At 57.0% G+C, this 20756-nt stretch carries 12 protein-coding genes and 1 pseudogene; 8 read left to right on the top strand and 5 right to left on the bottom strand.

Annotated features, from left to right (window positions below; all coding sequences use genetic code 11):
• Nucleotides 1–74: 74 nt before the first annotated feature.
• Together LPA45_RS20385 and LPA45_RS20380 are read right to left on the bottom strand one after the other, a co-directional pair.
• Entirely contained in the window at nt 75–2831 is a 2757-nt protein-coding gene (locus LPA45_RS20385; RefSeq protein ID WP_082818933.1) for a pPIWI_RE module domain-containing protein, read from the bottom strand.
• Nucleotides 2828–6286 (bottom strand): ATP-binding protein, encoded by a 3459-nt coding sequence (locus LPA45_RS20380; protein ID WP_147316266.1) that lies wholly within the window; start codon nt 6284–6286, stop codon nt 2828–2830. The genes LPA45_RS20385 and LPA45_RS20380 overlap by 4 nt, the downstream gene beginning before the upstream one ends.
• 197 nt (nt 6287–6483) lie before the next feature.
• On the opposite strand from LPA45_RS20380, the gene LPA45_RS20375 reads away from it, so the two are divergent.
• Nucleotides 6484–7710: an ISL3 family transposase gene (locus tag LPA45_RS20375; RefSeq protein WP_116322054.1), complete on the top strand. Its 1227-nt coding sequence runs from the start codon at nt 6484–6486 to the stop codon at nt 7708–7710.
• Here LPA45_RS20375 and LPA45_RS20370 read toward each other — a convergent pair.
• Entirely contained in the window at nt 7691–9088 is a 1398-nt protein-coding gene (locus tag LPA45_RS20370; RefSeq protein ID WP_147316267.1) for a hypothetical protein, read from the bottom strand. The genes LPA45_RS20375 and LPA45_RS20370 overlap by 20 nt on opposite strands.
• 627 nt (nt 9089–9715) lie before the next feature.
• Between LPA45_RS20370 and LPA45_RS20365 the strand changes: the two genes are divergently transcribed.
• From LPA45_RS20365 to LPA45_RS20350, 4 genes and pseudogenes are all read left to right on the top strand, one after another.
• Entirely contained in the window at nt 9716–10345 is a 630-nt protein-coding gene (locus LPA45_RS20365; protein WP_116322056.1) for a hypothetical protein, read from the top strand.
• Nucleotides 10342–12303: a hypothetical protein gene (locus tag LPA45_RS20360; protein ID WP_147316268.1), complete on the top strand. Its 1962-nt coding sequence runs from the start codon at nt 10342–10344 to the stop codon at nt 12301–12303. The genes LPA45_RS20365 and LPA45_RS20360 overlap by 4 nt, the downstream gene beginning before the upstream one ends.
• A complete protein-coding gene (locus tag LPA45_RS20355; protein ID WP_116322058.1) occupies nt 12290–13285 on the top strand; it encodes an ATP-binding protein in 996 nt (331 codons plus the stop codon). The genes LPA45_RS20360 and LPA45_RS20355 overlap by 14 nt, the downstream gene beginning before the upstream one ends.
• Before the next feature lie 1589 nt (nt 13286–14874).
• Nucleotides 14875–15075 (top strand): annotated as a pseudogene (locus tag LPA45_RS20350) (hypothetical protein); the annotation flags it as partial.
• A 757-nt stretch (nt 15076–15832) separates the two neighbouring features.
• On the opposite strand, the gene LPA45_RS20345 reads toward LPA45_RS20350, so the two are convergent.
• Complete coding sequence (locus tag LPA45_RS20345; protein WP_147316269.1) at nt 15833–16141, bottom strand: hypothetical protein; 309 nt, start codon at nt 16139–16141, stop codon at nt 15833–15835.
• A gap of 424 nt (nt 16142–16565) precedes the next feature.
• Nucleotides 16566–16961 (bottom strand): DUF305 domain-containing protein, encoded by a 396-nt coding sequence (locus tag LPA45_RS20340; RefSeq protein ID WP_082818930.1) that lies wholly within the window; start codon nt 16959–16961, stop codon nt 16566–16568.
• Nucleotides 16962–17162: 201 nt separating this feature from the next.
• On the opposite strand from LPA45_RS20340, the gene LPA45_RS20335 reads away from it, so the two are divergent.
• The 3 genes from LPA45_RS20335 (at nt 17163) to LPA45_RS20325 (ending at nt 20381) form a co-directional block, all read left to right on the top strand.
• Nucleotides 17163–17387, top strand: a complete 225-nt coding sequence (locus LPA45_RS20335) for a hypothetical protein (RefSeq protein WP_147316270.1) — start codon at nt 17163–17165, stop codon at nt 17385–17387.
• A 739-nt stretch (nt 17388–18126) separates the two neighbouring features.
• Nucleotides 18127–19761, top strand: a complete 1635-nt coding sequence (locus LPA45_RS20330) for an FAD-dependent oxidoreductase (RefSeq protein WP_082819048.1) — start codon at nt 18127–18129, stop codon at nt 19759–19761.
• Nucleotides 19758–20381 carry a cytochrome c gene (locus LPA45_RS20325; RefSeq protein ID WP_062799437.1) on the top strand — a complete coding sequence of 208 codons (624 nt, stop codon included), beginning with the start codon at nt 19758–19760 and terminating at the stop codon, nt 20379–20381. The genes LPA45_RS20330 and LPA45_RS20325 overlap by 4 nt, the downstream gene beginning before the upstream one ends.
• Nucleotides 20382–20756 lie beyond the last annotated feature (375 nt).

The raw sequence follows: 20756 nt of genomic DNA, 5'->3' as shown, positions 1-20756 counted from the left end.
CGATGCGGCGGCGCTAGTTGCTGAGTCGTTTCGGACGCTCCAGTTGTAAGGAAGCGGTTCTGAACAGCGGATTTCTATGTGCGCATGTACTCGGAGAGCTTTTCGATAATTCGCAACGGAGTCGGGGTCGTGACCCAGGGCTCATTCCTCGCCGTCAACATCCCGGCACGCAAATGCTGGGCAAAGGAGGCGAGTTGTAGGTTCGAGTCCTGTGGCTGCTTCTGGAGGATCACGATCTCCACCGCTCGCGAGGTCAAATGCTGCTTGTCGGGTTGCGCGGGAAACATCGCATACGCTTCACTCGCTTCGCTTGCTTTTGATGAAGCGGGAAGGAGAATTGAGCGGTAGCAGCTTGCGCCACGTTTGTGGTGTGTCGAAGGCTTGGCCAATGACCAAAACGTCGGCGCCGATGTACCCTCCACCTCAAACAATCTCTGTGTGGATGTCCAGGAGCGGATGAGCATCCCGTGTTCGGTGCTATGCCCGTGAAATTTTTCTTGCCCGATAGATGGCGCTTGTTCTCGCACCCTCAGCACCCGTAGCATCGGCCAACGCTGTGACAGCACGATGCCAGCAACTATTTGGCGTTGAGGTGTACGCACGCCGACGTCGCCGAGCCAAGAGGCCAGACGAGCCGTACGCGTAGAGTCAATAAACACGACTGCGCTGGGATCGAGCGACGTAATGTCATCGAACGTGTCCGCGAAAAAATTGGCCAGCAGCATGCGTTGATCGGCATTCGTTCGCGGGAGTTCGACGCGGCGAGAGGCGAGATACTTTGCACCTTGGTCAAACCGCATCCAAGGCGACATGACGTGCTCTGCCTCAGCATGGGCAAAACGCACCCAAGATTCACCCGTGGCGCATTCCAAGCGCGTGGCAACGAACACCGACTGTTGACGGTCCCACTCGGTGTGTACCTGAAGCGAGCTCACCGCGCATGCCCACCGTGGTGCCTCCGGTTGGGAGCCGAAGCAGGCTTCCCGCGCCTGTCTCAAGCCCCAGACAAAGCCGGCGTGCCCAAACGCCAGGTCCAGGACAGACGCCTGTAAGCGGGGAAGGAATCGATCCATTCTGCCGGGCTCGCTGGGCAATAGGTACTGTACCGTGCAACCCGTGCTGCTCAGCGCCTTTCGCGCGGCCAATTTGTTGACATTATCATCGGGCTTCCTCTGCCCGTCCCGGGTCTCATAGAACAGAGGAGCTTGGATGAGGATCATCGCGCGTTCAGGCACGCCAATTTGATCGACAAACTTTTGCCATTCACGCACTCGTGCATCGAATCGCTGCTTCCTTGATCCCGTGTCGACTGGCAATAGGCTCCTAGGCCCGTGCGTGTTCAGCGGCAAGGGGGCACTGATTACCTCGGTATTGTCTCCGAGGATTGCGCTTGCAGTCGTCTTGACCCACTCGATATCGTCGGCGGTATAGCTTAAGAAGTAAATTCTTTGTCTTCCCGCATCAGCTTCATACGCTGTGTCTTTGACTAGCGTTTGAATGGCCTTAACGACTCGATCGTGCGCAGCATCCGGGGTGGGCGGCTGTAATCTGAACCAACGATTCGAAGGCGCCAAGGTTGCATTCTCAATTGCGCTCTCGGTGTCGGCATCGCTAAAGCCATGACGGGCAAGCAGTCTCGCCACGACAACCTCGGCCTTCAGAACGCTCAGTGGAGGAGCCTTATGCCGGATTGGCTTCCTCGTACTGAATCCCGAGAAGGGCCGTAGACCGAATCCTTCGAGCGCGTTGGTGGCGGATGCAAACGCATCGGCTTGGTCGACGAGAGGGACGCCAGCTTGAAGGTTGGAGCGACTTGCCTCGGCAACTTCAGCCTTCACCATTACGACCACGCTGGCGCGCTCGTCGCAAGGGTAGCGAAGCACATCTTCATCCTGATAGCCCATCGCCAGGTCTAATGCATGCTCGTACACGGGATAGCCAAGATCGGTGACCCAGGCGTCTTTGCGTCGCATCACGCTAAAGCGATAAGCACTGTTCGGCCGAGCATGATGGGGAAACACGTATCCCCCGATGGTAGGACTGGCAGGATACCGATTATTCAAACTATCGGCCCACCGGCGCCGCTTAAACTTCAGATAGACGATCGGCTTAGTCGCTCCAGGAAGCGTCTCTAGTGAGATTTCGCAGACCAAACTGAAGTACCCGCCAGCCGCATGGTGAGGGCGTGTCATGACTTCCGCCTTGTTTCCATCTGGGCTCCCGACGACCCGCACCACCGGGCCCAATTCTGGAAACAGTTCCTTACCGGCAAGCTGCGATGCGAGCCAGCCTGCTGTGATATTGAACGGCGAGAACGTCCCAGACTTTCCAGCCGTATCCCATGGAAACACTTGTACCTGCGACTGGGCGAATTGAATCACCTGATTGCATTCATTGAGCTTGCGCAGTGCGGCAATGCCGAGCGTATACGCGTCTCGACCTTGGCTAAAATGGGACAATGCGCCTTCCGACCACCGAGCAAATGCATCACGCACGCATTCGCTATAGTCCTGTGCTTTCTGGTAGGGCAGGAAACCCCATGGCCCGGGCTCCTTACTGAGGTCGGGGAAAGAGCGCAGTCCAATGTCATCCTTCAGAGCGGTCCAATCTTCAATCTCCAATTGAAGCTGCGCGCGTAGACTGGCGAAGGGCAGGTGAACAAATGCTTCTTCATCCTTGTCTCTCGCGCGATTCGTTGCCTCGTCACGAATTTGCTTCAGAATACGAAGGACGTCTGTGGTCCAGCGGATGGCCACAACGTCATGGACCAACGGTGGAGCCTGTTCGGCAAACTCGAGCGCGAATGCCACATCTCGGACAACGGTCGTCATGCTCCTGCCTCTTGTTGGATGGGAGAGTCTGCAACCCACAGGGGGTTATCCGTCCAAGGCTCATCCTGGTGAGCGTCTTCTCGCGCGAAGGCAACTTTCAGGCCCTTGGTCTTCGATAACGGATCAAGGAAAGCGCCGTAGAGAGCTCGGTATAGCGCAGCTTCCTTGGGGTCCTCAGACGCCGCACCACGCTCGAGCAGCCGGCGAAGTTGAACGAGCATGCTGCTGGTCTCCGTATCCGCTTCGCCCTTGGCCGAGCGCTCCGCCCATGCGCGATCAATGAAGAAGCACTGAACAGGGCAGCCATTGCGCATCGCACGGCCAATCGTCTGTAACAGTGAGACAGCGATATTTGCTGTGAAAGGCTCAAACAGGTCGCCCAGTGCACGTGCGTATAGGGGGCGCCGCAGCAGCCTGCCAACCTTTCGATAGGCTTGCCGGCGTGCAGCCAGCAAGCGCTTACCGATCTCTTCGACGGACACGGAGTCATCGTCGCAAAGATCGAAGTCGAGCGTGGCGCGTGCCGCCATGCTTACAGGCAGGCTCATGTCATTGGGCGCAGGGTGTGGACGCGTCAAAAAGTACAGCGACCCGAGAGCCGCATCGCGCAGACGCGGACCGGATGTGAAGACAATATTTGTGCCGCGACCCAGCGCGCCGGCGGGAAATATGAGCAACCTCCATGCATCATCATCGCCCAAACTTTCGACGCGAGACGACGTCACATACCCTTCGGTTGGTCCAACGTCAGGTAAGTCATCCACAACCGCAACAACGCGGCCGCGCCATGCGGGTAGCCGCTGATCAATAAACTGCTTCAATCGGCGAGCTTGATCATAGCTGTTGACAACGAATGCGGCGCGCCGTGCTATGCCATGGCGCACGTCAAAGTGGTCGCAATCGCGGGCGAGTTGAGAGTCCGTTAGTCCCCCGTCTAACAATGCGAAGGCCATTTTCTCAAGGTTCGCCATGCGCACGCTGTCCGATCTTTCGCCGCTGAAGCGCAGGAAGGTGGGCGAATCTGAGACATGTCCATCCGCGATGGGACGAAACTCGTACATTGAGGGGGCGACGTCCTCACGCTCAGGTGAAACGCGCTGCAGGACGTAGTGGGGGGGCACAGCGATATGGTGAGCGGGGCTGGGCGGTAGGTAACTCGTCGCGCTGGTAAGCAGTACCGCGGGACCATCGAACATGCCATTCGGTCGCCGAATCCACTCATGTAGCCGGTACATTAGCAGTCGAGGTGTACCAGCGAACACGACATACTGTAGTTGTACGTCTGTGGCATGCGCCAAAGGGTCGCGTTGAGAGGGCGTCGAGAAGAAGCGAACCCCACTCAAACTGCCCAAGATATTGTCGGGTGTTGCCAGCAGCAAGGATCGCGATGCGAGTTCGTCGATGCGGACAGGATCAAGCAAGCCCTGTGCTGTCATGTCGCTGAGCTTTGGGGAAAGGCGACGATAGCTCAGGATCGTGAACGTGACTGGCAGCAGCAGCCCAACCAATTGCTGCGCCTCTGCCTCACTCGACACTCGCCGAACATCACGTAAGCGTCGAGCAATTTGTTTGACGAGGTTGGATAGTTCCTGCAGGCTTGACTCGGCGAGCCAGTTGGTCATCAACTGGCAGAGATCGCTGTGCAGGCTTGATGCCTCTTCCGCGGACATGTGAAAGGCGCTAACCAAGCGCATTGTCACATCAGCGGGAATCGCGACGCTTACGGATCTCGTACCTCGCAGTTGGAATGCTTGAATCGCGGCACTCTCCCACAACTCACACAGCGCATCCTTTGACTGCGCCTGCGGATCCGCTCCAAAGTCGTCGCTCAACGAACTGACTCGCCTAGGAGAGAGCCAGTCGCCAATAATTCGTAAGGGGGACATCAGCAACCCGTCGAACGCCTTGCGCAGATCTTCCGTTAGGCGCAGGATGGCATGTGTCAACGCGACGTTCAGTTTCTCGAACTCTGCGATCTCGATTGCCAGTTGGGCATACTCGACTCCATGTAAGACCGCGTTTTGTCCGGATGCGATGGGCTGTAGTGTACTTCGTTGAACTTGTCGATGAAATGAACGGTCGTGGCCTGAAAGACTAAGTTCCGCAATACCACCTCGATCGAGATCCTGTTGCGCTCGGTCTGCCTCATCGAAGATCACGAGGTCAAAGGATCGTGCAATCAGCTCGAAGTAGCGCTCATCGAGAAGTGTCGTATGAGCTGGGACGCGGGTATCCGCGGACAAGATGTGTCCTAACCAAATATTTGCGTTTGGCAAGTCTGCGGCGGCGCGTGTGTACCCGCACAGGGACCAAACAGGGCATAGCCTGCGCTTCAGTGTGCCATCGCTGGTCGCTTTGCCAGTGTTGTCGTTGACGGGATTCTGCAGAACCCTGGTGCAAAAGGAGTCGGCGATGCCAAAGGCAGAATTTGGTGCTTCGGTGAGGGACGGCAGAGCGCAGACGCCTTCAAACAGATGAGCACTGTCGCAGGACGTTCCGAAACCACGGAGGGGGTCGCCTGTTGCCAGTGATTCAGCAAGCTTGTGAGCATGTCGAAGTCGCGTTTCGCGTGACTGCCCGACTAGCAGGCCAGCACGGACATCGTATCGACGCAAGTCATCGAGATACTGGCGGCATACCTCGATGGATGGAAAGAAGACTGCAACCTTGAGTCCCCGGCTGCCGAGATAGCGCAGCAAACACATGAGAAGCGTTGTTTTTCCTGCCCCTGGTAACCCTATCAGGTGCTTCAGACCTTCTAGGTTCAACGTCGATTCGACGTTGAAGTCGCCGTTGTTGTCGATGCTATGCAGCGCAACGGACTGCAGACGTTGCTGCCAGTTGCCACGCCTCGGTGATTGGAGTCGTTCGTCAATGGCGTCCATTTCACTTGCTTCCGCCAGCAAGTCAGTCCACGGAATCAAATGGCGCCGCTGCGGTGGTCGGCTGGTTTCATGAGCGCGAGGTAACGGCAAGTTCGCGGGCAATGCATGAACCGGATAGCGGCGCGATTCACCGCCAAATTTGACGTGAATGGCGATCGGCTTGTCGGATTCCGCCAACGTCTGATCATGTGCATCGGGCGTGTGAGGCGTCTTTAGTGCAGCCAGTGCCTCGCTGAGCTCCGGCGCGACGATGTCGAATCTCGGCTTGATGGCCAGAGAGCGCTCATCGATGCGAAATAGACGGCGGTGCGTCAATGCTAAGGCGGAATCGTTGTACCGCACCGCAGCGGCCTTCAGTGCGGCAACCGTCGAGAGTCCATTGCATGCTCGACGGAGATTGTCGAGTTCAATCTCCCGATCACGCAACAAGGGTGCACGAGCCACACTACGGAAGCCCATGAGCAGCGCCGGTGCGTGCTGGAGCGTATGCAGATCAAGCTCGTGGACGAAGTAGGCGCACAATAGGTCCAGCCGATGTAGTCCGAGGGATTGTAGACGTTTGACGATCACGAACGAGTCCTAAGCTTTCGGCGAAGAGCACCAACTGCTATGAATTCGATGTCCGTTCTATTGCACTCCCGGCGCAAGGTATCCAAATAGCCGGGGAAGCGCGACAGGGCCTGATCGTTGATGGCTATGTATTTGCCTCTTTTGAATTTCAAGTGGGTGGTATCGTGGCGGGTTTCAGGTAAAGAGCAACACGATCGATGCATAGCAAACTGTTTGAAGCAGCCCTTGGCGTAAGCGCTCCGTGGTTCGTCCGGGAAGTCGACTTCAACGCGCAAACCAAGACGTTGACGATCCAGATTGACTTTGTCTCCGGCAGCCGCTTTTCCCACCCGGAGGTCGCCGGTGGGCACCCGGTTCACGACACGGTGACCAAACGCTATCGGCACCTGAACTTCTTCGAGCACGACTGCTATCTGGAAGTCCGCACGCCACGCGTGAAGCTTCCCGACGGCCGCGTGGCGTTGGTCGAGCCGGACTGGGCTGGCAAGCTCTCTGGCTTCACGTTGCTGTTTGAAGCCATGGTGGTGGCGCTTGCGCAGCAGATGCCGTTTTCTGCTGTAGCCAGAACGGTGGGTGAGTCGTGGCATCGCGTGTACGCGATCTGCGAGCGCTATGTCGACCTCGCGGTGGCCGAACTCGATCTGGCCGGCATGACCGCTGCCGCCGTTGACGAAACGTCCTACAGGCGCGGTCACAACTACCTGACGCTTGTCGCTGATGCCGACGCGCGTAACGTCGTGTTTGTGACCGAAGGCAAGGATGCTGCCACGGTTGGCAAGTTCGCTGAACATCTGCGCGAGCACAACGCTGCGCCCGAGCAGATCGGGGTGGTCAGTATCGATATGTCGCCGGCGTTCATCAAGGGCCTCAGCGAGCATTTGCCCAACGCGCGCATCACCTTCGACAAGTTCCATGTCGTGGCTCACGCTTCGGCAGCCGTGGACAAGACCCGGCGTATCGAACAGAAGACCGATCCAAGCCTCAAAGGCCTGCGCTGGACGCTGCTCAAGGATCGGGACGGCTTGCCAGCCGCACAGCGTGCCGATCTCGACGCGTTGATCGCCAACGTCACGACCAAACGCACCGCCCGTGCCTGGCTGTATCGCGAGCAGTTGCGCGACATCCTTGGGCGCAAGCAGATCAACGTTGTTTCCGCAATGCTCGAGCAGTGGTGCACGAACGTCATGCGATCCAAGGTCGAGCCAATGAAGGAGGTCGCGCGCATGATCCGCAAGCATTTTGATGGCATCGTTGCATGGACCCAGACTCGCCAGACCAATGGCTTCCTGGAGGCGCTCAACGGCCTGTTCCAAGCCGCCAAGCGCAAGGCTCGCGGCTATGTGAGCTTCAAAACCATGCGCACCGTGATCTTCCTGATCGCCGGAAAGCTCGACTTCTCCGCGATCAACCCGCATGCCGCATAACCCACTCATTTTTCAAAAGAGCCATGTATTTCTTTGGGAATAGTTCCAAGCCCCCGACGTTTCGGTTCAGGGTGTCCGCAAGAAGGAACGGGCTGGCATGGCTCTTGACATCGATCCCGATGGTCTCGTTATCCAGGCTGACGTCGCACTTATCCCGACCGGGATACAGTGTAGCCACTAGTCCCGGAGGATTTGCGGTAGCGGTGTCATACAGAGCAATCTCGTCTTGGCCTGGGCCGCACCAGTAAACGAGAATATGCGACTTCGCGATTAGGACATCTTGTACTGGCACCTGCCGAGCCGATCGACAGGGTACCGGTACGTCGAACGCGCTGCATTGACGTACCGCGCAACACGCATGACCTTTGATCACTGAGTTGGCCATCGGCGCGCCGCAAGTCGCGCAGCGTAGCAGGGCGCCATTTACGAGGTGGTGAGGTTGAACCGACTCGTAACAGGTCGCCATAAAGGGTGCTGCCAGTTGCATGCTGGATGCACTCAAAAATCGGCGTATCTCTGTGGGGGAGGAGATGGGATGTCGCGTGATGAACTCTCGAAGCTTGGAGTAAACGTCGCTTCCACGCATCCCGAACTGGTCGCAAGCCGAATTCAGTTGTGCAAACGCCTGCTGCTCATTCAGGTCGATCTCGGAACCCGACTGCCGTGCCAAGTCAATGCACTCGATCGTCGGAAGGCAAGTCTGCGCATCGAGCAAGCGAATACCGTAAAAGCGACAGTCCGGGCGGTCAAAAATCGGTATGCCCCACTCGCGGGCGCGCAAAGTGTGGCGACATTGTGCAACTAGGGTGTGGGCGCCATCAGATCGAACCGGCATGCCGAACATAACGTGCAAGCTGGCCATCCGCAACATCGCTCCGCGCAGGGCGGGCGAGAGCGCTGGATCATGAACGAGCAAGCGACCGGATCGCGCTCGCTGGAAATGGTCGACCAGGCCGACCGCAAGCAAGCATACGGCTTCGTGGGCAAGTCCCAAGGCGCGCGCGTGATCCACGGTGGGAATGCCTGGTTCAACGATCTCGGCTGAACCAGGCCCGTTGTGTTGCATCAGCAGCGCAATCAGCTCAGTGGGATCCATCGACTGCATCCGCTTTGCTGCGGACTTCCTGCTGTGGCCTGACTGCACCAGCACGCAGGCGACAACCAACTGCACCAGATGTGCCCACTGATACCGTTTGCGGATGGCTGGAGCTATTAGCCCCACAGAGCGATAGTCCACGACAACGGAGCGTGATGGTGGACGCAGCGTCTGACCTTGCCAGGGGTGAGTGCCGATCAGCTCTGAAGCGGCGAGCGTCAACTCATCCAGGGATCCCTCCCATGTTTTGTGACTTCCCAGCCGCAATAGCAATGCCGACATCAGAACGCCTCCGCAAGGCTCGTCAGAACCGACGTTCTAATATCCTAGTCGAGCCTTGCTTTCGGCACAAATGCCAAAGGGATTCCGGAAATCTCGGGGGCGGGCTGCGCAACGGCACTCCGGCACAGAATGTGCTTTATTCAGCGCCTTCGGGTGCGTATAGCCTCAAAAAATCCCCGAAAACCGCTAATGTAGGCACGAATTAATGCCTATCTACGATTATCGAATAATAAAAAAATGATTTATTTCCGTGCCGGACGGGAAACCAAGCATCCTCCTCCCGTTAAGTAACTGATAATCACCTCGGCTGGCTTCTGGCAAATCCGATAGTGCTTGCGTATTTCCGGGGAGGCAGCTATGACAAATATGATCACGATTCGCTCGTGGTCAAGACGCAACAAGGCGCGAGATCAGTAACGGCTGATCTCGCGCCGAATTTGAAATCATCCGACCCGATGAAGGGGAGCATTATCGCCTGAAAAAATCCTGGCCAGTGCCTTTCGCGCGCTTGCCCAAAATTTCTCCAAGTCTGGATTGACTCTGCTTCATTTTTGCCAGGAAGTCAAGGGGATCTTTGTTTGCCGCCGCGTTAAGCCTGGTCTCATCCCTCAAATCCGAGGAGCTGCGATGAAACACGAGGCACATGCGGTAGTTTTGCCGCGAACGATCGCTGCGCGGCATTATGTTGACTTGCCTGGACGAGGCTTGCGCAATCTGTACGTCTTTGAGTCGCCCAAGAACGACAAGCGGTTGGCGGTATTTGGGCAAGTTTGCTTCTGGCACCTCATGTTGGCGGAGGGGAATCCCGAGATTCGCCGGTATCTCTTGTGCTCAGATTTTGCCGGCGATGTTTCCGCTTCCAACGCCGTGGACGTCCATTTTATGGATGAATCCATTGAGCGCTGGTACTTCAGTCGGCGTGGCTTGCCAAAGGAAGATCAGTGCCCCTATCCCATCATTGTTAAGACCGAAGCACAAATTCGCGCTGCCGGGCTACTCCCGCACAATTGGAGGTTCCTCTGCGCAGCACGTACCCGTGCTCATGGCAAGTACGCAGGCAAAGAGCTGTTAGTGCTCAGAGCCCTCTTTGAGGACCGCCATACCGTTGCGCTGAGCGAAGTCATTGCTCAACCCGGCATAGATGTTGCCATTATGCTGGCTGCCGTTGCACATCAACTGGCGGTAGGGGTTTTGCGAACCGAGCTCAAGAAGCAATTGTTTTCACGTCGTTCCTTGATCTCGAGGATCGAAAAATGAAAGCAGGTGCGAGACGTTCTTTGATTCCTGCCGCATTGCAAGATATTGAAGCTTGGCCAGATATTGACGTATCTCAACTCGATGAAAATGCACGTCGTGGAGTAGCCCGCAAAAAAGAAGCAGTCGCCCTCTACATGGCAGGATACAGTTTCCCGGACATTGCAGCACAAACGCTGATTTCGGATGATAATCTACGTCGCATCATCAAGCGTTGCATCGCCGTCGCTCCGGATAAGCGGATCTTCGGTTTTCGTGCGCTCCATCCCGGGCTTCACGTGGTGGCATACACGCGCAACAAACCGGTCGTGCGTAATTTCGTATTGGGCACAAGTTGCTCAAACGGATTTGCTGGTGCACTCGGACAGCTGTTTCTCCGGTTTCCCTGGCTACGTAAGCGAGTCATAAAACAGTTTCTGGGTCAGAATGATGATGGCGAGTATGTCGAGGCCAGGAAGTCAATTGCCAACATTCACAGGGAGTTCCTTGAGGAATTAAAAGGAAAGCTCAAGCCGGGCGAGTGGCCATTGAATACGCGCAATCTCGGATACTCTGCGCTGCAGAAGTATTTGCACGCGCTGTTGAAAACCAGTCCTACCGCATACATCCGGGAGCGCAGTGGGGAGGAGGCCGCGTGGCACTTGAGGATCGGGAAAGGGCATCCACGCTTGATCCAAGCGTGGATGCCATTTTCGATCTTGGAATTAGATTATGTCCGGCAGGATGCGCCCGGGTACATCGAATTCGAGGACCGCTATGGCCACCTACATAGGTTGCTTGTCGCTCGTTGGTATGTCGGGGTGTTGGCCGACGAGTGCAGTGGGGGCGTATGCGGCTATCACGTCGCTTATGAGGCCGAGCCGTCGTCCGATACGGCCCTCCAGACTGTCCTTAGTTCGTTGATGCCGGCAGCACAGGACGACGACGCACCGTTGATGCGCGATGTCGTACCTGACCAGGCTTCACTCCTGCCGAATCTGATTCCCCTATGCGCCCGCCAGGGGTGTTGCCTACTTAAAGTCGACAATGGGTGGGCGAACGTTGCCAATGACTTTGTGAACAATGTCATCGATGTACTTGGTTGCGCTGTCGAGTTCGGCGTTCCACGTGCCTGGTGGCTTCGCCCCTTTATTGAACGACTCAATGGAAAGCTTGCTGAGCGGGGCCTCCATCGACTTCGGTGTACCTATGGCAGCGGGCCGCATGACCCGCGGCGCCGCGAGCCAGAGAAGGAGGCAGCACGGTACACGCTGCGTGACAGGGATCTTACGGCAATTCTCGATGCCGTCATCGCAGAACATCACACGGTATTTACCCCGGAAAAACTCTTCCGAAGCACGATTCGGGACACATTGGAAGACTATGCGATGCGGCCGGAACTCGATTGGGTACCACAGCCTTTGCCAAACGCGAGCGAGCCAGAATTACGACTACTGATGCATAAGGTGGTGGCCAGTGTCCGTGGCTCAGTGAAGAAGGGCGTGCGGCCCTATGTTCAATTTGATCGATGCCGCTATACAAATGAGCGACTTTCCTCTGACTTCACGTTGATCGGACAGAAAGTGGAGCTTCAAGTCCAGCGGATGGACATTCGCAAAGCATGGGCCGTCGTCCTCGGTACTGGGCGGGACCTCGGGCAATTAAATCCGGACGCCCGCTGGGCAGACTGGAAGTATTCGATTCTGGCTCGGAGAGTCATGAATCGGGACGCCTTGGCAAGTCCAGCAGATCGAGACCCTCAGGCTGTGCATGAAACTTTAAAGGCGAGGCGTCAGGCACTCCTCGACCAGAAGCCCAAAAAGCGAAGCAAACGCGAGGCCTTGAGAATCGCCAAACTACAGCGGGAGATCGCGTACGACCCAGCGGAGAAGCCAACCACGTCGTCTCCTGAGCATCGCAGCAGAGACCTCCGGGGAGTGTTCACGGCATTCCGCAACACAAGGAGAGATGATGATGTCTGAAAAGAATGTCGATAGTCTCCGTAGCCGTCTGCAAACCGGTACACATCCACTTCTCGCGCACGACACCAATAGTCCCTTGTGGACGCCGCCGATAAGACACGCGTATGCCGCATGCAAGCTATGCGTATTGCAGCGTCGAAGCTTCTACATCTCCGAGGATAGGGGAGAAGGGAAAACGTCATTTCTGCGGGCGTTGCGTGAACAGTTGCCAAACGACTTTGAAGATAGCTTTGCAATACTATTCTATGCAGCGGCAAACAGACACGCCAATTCGATTCGTGCATATTTCATCGAATTCCTACGATCGATAGATCATCCTACTCTCACCGGAGAGACTGCTAGGCTCAAAGCGCGAGTCGTCGATAAGTTGGAGGTGTTGGCTAGCATGACGCTGTGGAAAATGGTGGTCTTGCTTCTTGATGAAGCACAGGCATTTCTACCCGAGGACTTTGGATTTCTAAAAGACATACAAAATGAACTGGAAAAAAAGGGGATATCATTGACCGTGGTGACCTGTGGCGAGGAACCATTTATGAAGAATATGCTGACAACCATGATAGAGATAGGACCTGCCGGTGCATGTGCCGATAGGTTCGGTCTTCATAGAGTGAGACTGCGTGGCTACGACAAAGATTCCCTGCGAGAGGTGCTTCGCGCTGTCGATTCCAAGATCTGGCCGCCGGGCTCCGGATGCACGTGGACTCGATATTTTTTTCCCAAAGCGTTTTCAAACGGATTTCGGTTCGAGAATCACGTGGACGACCTCTGGGCAGCATTCACGGAGTTTGGTCAAATTAGAAAGAAGGAAATAGAAGACGAAAATGGCCATAGAGAGGAGGAATGCCTGCTAAGCCGTCGAATTTTCGAAGCGCTGCCATATTTGGCTGTTCGTGTTGCGGACGACGACTTTGACCACGGGTACTTGAAGAAGAGATTTTGGACTGCGGCGGCAGCGCATGCTGTCGGTAAGTTAGACGACTAGAAACTGGTGGTCCGCATGGTTACGGTAGCGACCGACAAAGGCAAGCGACTGCTGGGTTGGACAGGCGTCGAGTGGGGCCCGCTTCCCTATGAGTCGACCCTGTCTGTGTTGATGCGATGGGTTCAATTGAATGACCTAGGCGAGGGCGAGCTAAGAAGGCTGCATGTCAAACGTTACTGGGGTATTAGGCATGAATCTTACTTCGAAGTGTCTGATGCCTTAGCCGGAGCCTTGGAGACTGCTGCGGTCATACTGCAGCGCCCGGCTGAGGAAGCGAACACCATGAGTGGGCGCGCGGCCTGCCTCTTAAATGCAATGTTCTCGTCGACGCTGAGGATATGTCCGCTGTGTTTGGAGTCGGGATACCACAGCTTTTGGTTCCAATGCGTTGCGCTTCCATTGTGCCCTGTCCATGCGGTACCGCTAACTTCCCTTTGTCAGAGCTGTGGGCACCCCTTACCTCCCGTGGTTGACGCCTGCAGCTCGTGGAAACCTTATCAGTGCAACTATTGCCTATCGTGGATTTCAGGCGCGGAGTTTGTCCCCGCAATGCATCACGAATTTCGAGATCACGGACGAGAACTTCACCGACGGTTTGACAACCTAATGGCTTGGACAAACCGTCTGCATATGGCTCATGCTGAGGTTGGGTCTGCCGATGCTGCGGTAAGTCGGTACTGGCAATGGCGTGAAACACTTGCCTACGCGTTATGCGTGCGTCTTGCCCCAGTCCTACCCCCAAGCCTGGAGAATTCGAAGCACGCTGTAACGATACTCAGTTGGTGTTTGCGTCGAGATGGAACGCAATTGTTTTACGGTAGACGTCGGACGGAGGAGCGACATTACGTCGATCTCGTGTATCGCGCTACGCTACGCATGCTGGCGAAATGGCTGTTATCAAGATTGCTACTGTTCCCGGAGCGACAATGTTCGATAGTGTGGACCGACGGTGTTCAATTGAGACTACGGTCGCTAGATCGTCACGTTGCAGCCCTTCACATTCTCCGGTATTTTTTTGACGGCGGGGCGGCTTCGTGCCGGTACGCATTGACAGACGGTCTTCGACATGTCTACGCGGGAAGGGAGGTGCAATCTTTGTACGGCCGCTGCCTAACCCGCTTGTCCGTGCGCGCCGTGACGCTCTGCCTCTATGCCACCATCTTCAAAATCCTTGGTCGCGGAAAGCCATTGTATTGGCAAAGTGTTCTGGTTGAACTCATGGAAAGTTCGACTATGGCTATTTTTGGGAATGAAGGGTGTTGCCGGGGCTTCATCGCATTCGAGAGTGTGGCGGGTATGCCGTTAAGGCCGTTTCAGTGAACGGAGTCATACTGAGGAAACGCGGACGGCAGCGCGCATTGGAGGGGATGTTGCCAGAGCTGAAAATACTCGATCGGCCCGGTCGCCAGATGATGTTCGCCCTAATTTTTGCGCCGTAGCGCATCGATAGTCAACAAGCCAGAATTGGCGTGCAGCTTGGCTTTTCTGATCAATGGCTTCTGTTATTAGTTGTAAGCTTACGCGCTGGCGAGGCGCGTAGCGCCGCCACGCAACCGCCGTTGTGCATTCTCGACGTCGTCGAGCGCCTGATTGACCTTAAGATGTCCATGTTCCTCGAGGTCGAAGGCGCGGCGCACTACCTGCCCGCCTATGCCGGCAACCTGGACGCCATGACCAGCGCGGCGTTGCGCACGGCCGAGACCCCGGCCAAGGCAGCTGGCACGCACCGGTTTGAGAGGCGATACATGAAGACGCTCTATATCTCGTGGGCTAAACCTCATTACGACTAGCATCACCGAAGCTGTACGTGGCGAGCCTGGTTGACCTGGTCAACGGCTGCAAGGCGAATATCAAGACGAACAGTAAGGCGACAATGTGGAGATCGTTTTGCTAGGCACCAACTGCGTATTCGCGGATGCGACGAAAAATCGATCCGGGCGTTGTTGCAAGCAATCGACGTTGCGTGCTGGCCCGCAGGAACTAATCGGACGTGGCCGGGATTCTTTTTCCCGTGTGCCGTCGCACACGGACTTTTACTAAAGAGGCATGCGGAGATGTTGTGGAAGGACCTTCAGTATGCCGGATTAGTGCGTCCTTGGGAGCCCAATTGGCGCCAATGACAGAGGAAAAAAACCGTCCAAAGTCGAAAGGTATTTGACGCAATCGTCTGAGCCGTCACAGCGCATGCTGAACAGGATAGTGATTCATTTACCGCTTACCGAGCGGGATTGGCAACGAGCAGCTGTGTTTGCGGCCGGCGTGCCAGACGCTTGAGAAGTAAGCAAAATGAGCAAGAACAACTCAGTAGGAAGAGCGCCTCTGGAGGAATGGACGGGCGCCCGATAGCGCTCTCTTCCTGGGGAATCCCACGCCTCCCTAATTCTGCGGTTCGCTTGGCTAAACGTTCTTCGTTCTCCTGGTTTAAGGCCGTTTACCGAGCCGATGATGAGCGCCTCGTGTGCTGTGCTGAGGGATGCTCAGGCATCGGTGGCCTATCCCGAAATGGACAGCGTGTCATGTATAGCGGTGCGTCATACACCTTATGCATCACTTGGTCGGCCTATTGCCGCTATTGCAGAGGACAGTAGCGCGGGCGCGATTCGCATTGGCGATACGATCCAGAAAGTCCTGTGTGTTGGCATGCTGTCGGGCGGTGATCTCGCCTCGCGTCAATAACTGATCGTTGATGCATTCCGGTTCGGCGATTGCCCATTGCTCCGCAAGCACGACTAGGTCAAACAGCGTCGGCGCTCGCATGACGGTTGGCAGAGCGGCCTCGGTACCGCGTCGTCTTGGATTGGACCAAAGATGCATGCCTGCACGCAGCGTGATGCCATGCCAACTGAACGATTTCATCTTCGACTCATGGGAACGTGGTCTCGTTACCACTGCCTGTTGAGCATCGGCTGCGGGATGGCAGCTCCGCGTGCCAAGGTAGCCAGGCGGCTAGGGCCTTCCGCGCATACTGAAGACCCCCGGATTCGATTGCTAAGTTGTAATGCGTGCGCAACATCACGGTTAACTCGTGCGTTCTATATTTGATAGTGCCTGATCGACGCTGGCGGGGTAAGCGGCGCGTCCATCTTGCCATAGCTGGTGCCTCTCTCCCCGGGGTCCAGCATGCTTAAAAGTCCCCGCAGCACCTAGGCTGCGGGGACTTCGTTTTTTTCGATGCACAGATTTCGACGAAAAAGCCCGAAATCGGCATCCGGCGTACCAACCCCGGATGCCGTTGTGCCGCTTGTGCTCCTCAGATCAATTGGGGCGCCAGAGGCCAGGGTCACCCGGGTGTCTTGCCTTGGTCTAACCAGCGATCGAACTTGCCGATATCGCGTTGTGCATCCTTGATGATCTGTTTCGCCAAGGCTTTCATTTCTTTCGAGTCGCCTTTTGCCAGTTCAGTCTTGGCCATGTCGATCGCCATCTGGTGGTGCATCTTCATCATCGTGGCAAAATCCTTGTCAACGTTGCCTGACGGTTGCATCGCCAACATTTTGTCCATGCCTGGCGCCATCGAGCCGTGAATCTCTTGTGCGGCGGAGCCGCCTGGCACGGCGCTTTGACCGTGTTCACCGGAAGCATGTTGCGCAAGGCCGGATGAGATGCCCGTCAGCAAAAGGCAAGCCGCCACAACAAGCCGGCGATTCGTATGCAGTTTGGGTTGTAGGATCAGCATGACGGATGCTCCGCAAGAAAGAAGACATTGGCTGTGCACCGCTCCTTTTCAAGCGCACATACATCTTCAGTCATCCCCGCGATGTTGGCCGCGAGGGCTACCGTGTAGCGGCATGCAGCGGCTGCATGCCGCTAAACGGCTGGTAGTCTGGAATGTTAAAGTCACGCTCCAGCATTTCGCGTCAATGCCCATGCCTTCGGCATGCCACGTCTCGTTGCACATCCGGATGAGCGCATCATGCCGCCGATCTGCGCCGGTGATGCGGACATTGAGCGGCTCCAGCGAAGTGAAGTGGTGCCTGCTAAAGACTTCGAGAAAGGCGTGCTCAAAGCCCTTGCCCAGTTGAACTCGTTCGAGGATCTCGATGGCGGCCTGCTGCTTCGGCCGGGCTCGGGGCTGATAGGGAACGCCATACCAATCGCGTAGCATCGCGAGTAATCGCAGGATCTCTTCCCGCTGGGCACGATTCTCCTGACGAGCATTTGACTTGATCTTGTTCTAAAGTTGGCCGCTACGGCGCGGGTCGGTACCAGGTAGCCAACTCGGTCATGCGCAAGGCGGAGTAGTGATGGTCGATCAGGAGCACCATCAGCGCAACTTCAAAGTTGGCTGTGATGGCGCGACCAAGGACGGCAGACCAAGTGGGCAGGGCCGACATTGTGAAGAGTCCCGCCGCCATACAGATGCGCCACGTGGGGAGATACTGAGCGCGGCGGCTTGATCGTGGGTGCCAGCCCCTCCCTCTGCGATGCGTCGTTGGGCCGTGTGCGGTTCATGGCAGCCTCTCCTCATCGATCTCTCGTTGGTATGCGGACCATTGTAGAAGGCACATCGTTTCAATCAAGAAGTAGTCAGGTTTGACTTTGCTCACATGGCGAAACATACAAGGACACGTAGTAGAACATGCGCGCGCGTGGCGGATGGCAACGGAGCAATATGAAAGTGGCAGCGTGGTAAATCGCGATTTCTCTTAATTTTCCGATCCGTCGCAATGTTTTCGCTCGCATTGATTACACGATAATGACGCGCGCGTAAGGTTCCCCTTGGCAAGCGTCATGCGTGCATAAGCCGACTGACGACGACATTGAGTTGGCACTTTAAATGCCGTGCTGGTGGAAGTGTCACCAAACTGCGCATGGCCAACTGAGGGAGGCTACGGATGGGCATGACATCACTGTGGGCGGCGACTTCTACATTGCCGCACCGGGCGGCGCTGACCGGCCGGATTCAGGTTGAGGTCATCGTGGTCGGCGCGGGCATTGTCGGCCTGACTACCGCGCTGATTTTGGCCCAGCAAGGGCGTTCGGTGGCTGTCATTGATGCGCATCGCATTGGGCGCGGCGCTACGGGCGGTTCGACAGGCAATCTCTATGCAACGGTCGCTGACGGTCTTGCGGCCCTTGTCAAGAAATGGGATGCCCAGACAGCGCGAGCAGTGGTGGCTTCACGCACTGAAGCCATCGCCTGGATCGAGCAGCAAACCACTGTCAGGCATTCAGACTGCGCGTTTCGGCGCTGCCCGATGTTCCAATACGCGATTAGTGAGCAAGCAGAAGGGCGACTTCAGGACGAGTTGGACGCGGCGAGATTGGCGGGCATGGCCGTTGACTGGACTGACCACGTGCCAAAGCCGCTACCTGTACCTTACGGGCGGGTTCTGGTGTTGCCCGGGCAAGCCCAATTCCATCCACTGCGCTACATGCATGCCCTGGCCGCGCACGCCGAGCAATGTGGAGTGCAGGTCTACGAGCACAGTCCAGCCATGGAGCTGGATGCGGGGTCAGGGGTCGTGCGGACCCCCGCTGGCAGGCTGGTCGGTCGCCACATCGTGCTGGCGACGCATACTCCCATTGGGTTTCATTTTATCCAGGCGGGCATGCAAGTTCGCCGCGAGTATGGCCTCGCCTTTCGGCTTGGGGGAGATGTTCTAGCGCCAGGCATATTCTGGGCCTTGGGCATGCCGCGTTTATCCGTGCGTTCATTCGAAACCGACGGCCAGCGGTATTTGCTTTGCATTGGTGAACATCACGAAACGGGTCGTCATGATGCCGCCGCGGCTCTGGCGCGATTGATCGCCGAAGCGCAGACCGCCTTGCAGTTAGGCGAGCCGGCCTGGCGGTGGTCGGCGCAACACTATCACTCGCCCGACGAATTGCCCTATATCGGTCAGGACAGTGCTGGCTTCTATGTCGCCACGGGCTTCTCTACCGACGGCCTTGTGTACGGCACGCTGGCCGGTCGACTGATTGCTGACCAAATCAATGGGCGTGAGAATCGTTGGAGCGAATTGTATCGCGTGCGTCGGTTTCATCCTGGGCGGGCAGGGTCGGACATGTTCAAGGCGAACACCGGCGTTGCCAAGGAGTTCTTCCACGACTATGTGACGTACCGCAGCGCCAAGCCGGCGCAGGCGCTGGCGCCGGGGCAAGGGGCGATCGTGCGGCTGGGGCACGAACGGGTGGCGGCCTATCGCGACGCAGCCGGCGCGCTTCACGTGGTATCGGCAGTTTGCACCCACATGAAGTGCATGGTGCACTGGAATGCCGTCGAACGCAGTTGGGATTGTCCATGTCATGGCAGCCGGTACTCCCCCGATGGCCAAGTGCTAGAAGGCCCGGCGCTGTCCCCGCTGCGCAATCAACTGGTCCTCCTTCAAAACCACGAAGTCGGGGAGTGCCATACAACCGAGACGGCGTCAAATGACACGCGCGGGCGTCCCGCTATGTCAGCACGCCAGTCCGATGACGAAGGTGCGCGGCGTAACGCTTCCGACGCGGCCAGCGACAGAGACTCGCAATGAGAACCTTCACAATTTCGATCATTGCGCTGCTGCTCCTTGCCGCCGCAGCTGTATTCGGGATCGCGTACTCGGGCGCCTATAGTGTGGCCGCCGACGAACCGCACTGGCCGATTACAGAGAAAGTCCTGGCGATGGTGCGTTCGCGCGCCATTGGCCAGCAAGCCGACAAACTGGAGCCGCCGAATCTGAATGATGCCCAGCGCGTTCTCAAAGGCGCCGGCCAATATGCATCCATGTGCGTGGCGTGCCACCGCGCACCGGGCTTGCCCGACAGCCAGTTGACGCGTGGACTGTATCCCGCGCCGCCGCGCCTGGACCAGGGCCGGGCCGATCCGAAGCATGCCTTTGTTGTGATCAAACACGGCTTGAAGATGACCGGCATGCCAGCGTGGGGCAGCGATCACGACGACGAGGCAATCTGGGATCTCGTCGCTTTTCTGGATAAGCTGCCCGCCCTGACGCCAACCGAGTACCGCGACATGGTCGATCGGTCGGCTGGCGACAACAATGAACAGTTCGGTGCAGAGATTGGTGGGCACCGTGCGGCTGGCCCGCGCCAGCCCGCAGCGCAGGCATCGGGCCAATCAGGAGCAGAAAAAGGGGGGCAGCACAGGCAGTAGCCATGATGCCGCGCAACATTGATCATCATCCCGAACGCGAGCATGCTCCCAAGGGCAAGTTGCACACAGCGGTACCAAGTACAGCCCACATCTTGGCGCGGTTTGCCGACCTCCCCCTCATTCCGTCAAGCTCATGCCGCGTCGATGACGAGGTTGCCATTAGGCATTGGGCGCGTCCGTTCGACCAAGCGCCATTGCCCGGGAGATCGCGACGGCGATGATGGCAACGCAAGGTGACGTCAGGAAGGGAGCGCCATGAATAGATCGACCATTTGGAGAATCATCTTGACCGTACGCGCTACCATCGGCGTGATCGCCCTCTTGGGTGCGGTCGGCATGCTGTTGATGCACCAGCGCATGATGGGCGGACTGAGT

The organism is Cupriavidus sp. Agwp_2 (genome assembly GCF_040784895.1).
Taxonomy (GTDB): Bacteria; Pseudomonadota; Gammaproteobacteria; order Burkholderiales; family Burkholderiaceae; genus Cupriavidus.
Note: the sequence above shows the minus strand (reverse complement) of the source record. Positions and strands in the feature narration are given on the sequence as shown.